Source organism: Treponema endosymbiont of Eucomonympha sp., from assembly GCF_001028545.1.
In genome coordinates this window covers 1-780 of record NZ_BBPW01000304.1, presented here as the reverse complement: position 1 = coordinate 780, position 780 = coordinate 1, and the positions used below count along the sequence as shown (strand labels likewise).

Genomic DNA, 780 nt, shown 5'->3' with positions numbered 1-780 from the left:
AATATTTTCTGTATACGCCGTAAGTTCCGTAATAAGAAATATATCCGTATGCGAATGAATTTGATTGTGTATATGTCGAGATTCAAAAAGTAGAAAATACAAATACAAAAAATATTCTTTGCCTTATATTAAGCCGGACAATTCGCAGTTGCCGCGCAACCACACACGCCGATTTAGCAACCCTTTTGGAGCCAGTAACAACTACTTATTATTGCAGTAAACACGGCAAAATGTGCAAACCACTATTTTCTATATTGAAATGGTGGAAAACTTACTCAAAAGATACCGTTCAGCGCTTATTGCAATTTAACTCCTTGCGTACTCCGACCTATCAATCATGTATAACAGGGGATAGCCGCAATGTTGATATTGCAGCAATAATAGAAAAACAAACCCCAGATTTTGGCAAATTGCTTGGAACAAAAAAAATTAACGGTATTTTTTCATCTCCGCCGTATGTTGGTTTGATTGATTATCATGAACAACACGCCTATGCTTATGACCTATTCGACTTTGAGCGTAATGATGATAAGGAAATAGGACCGTTATTTCGCGGACAAGGAAAAAACGCAAAAGAAAATTATGTTCAGGGCATTTCTGGTGTTCTAAATAATTGCAAAAAATATTTTGCGAATGATTATAATGTATTTTTGGTCGCTCAACTATAAGCATCATAGCATACGCCGAATGCATATTGTACGCCGCTTTGCTGCCGGCGTTGTTTCGCCATTCCGGCGCACAGAGAAGCACTCTATCACATTCGCGTGTCCGGAGAAACGC

Annotated in this window: 1 protein-coding gene; it reads left to right on the top strand. The window is 38.3% G+C overall.

Annotated elements, in window-relative coordinates:
* The first annotated feature begins 254 nt into the window (after window positions 1–254).
* A complete protein-coding gene (locus AWU74_RS06725; RefSeq protein WP_062328664.1) occupies window positions 255–668 on the top strand; it encodes a hypothetical protein in 414 nt (137 codons plus the stop codon).
* Window positions 669–780: the final 112 nt, after the last annotated feature.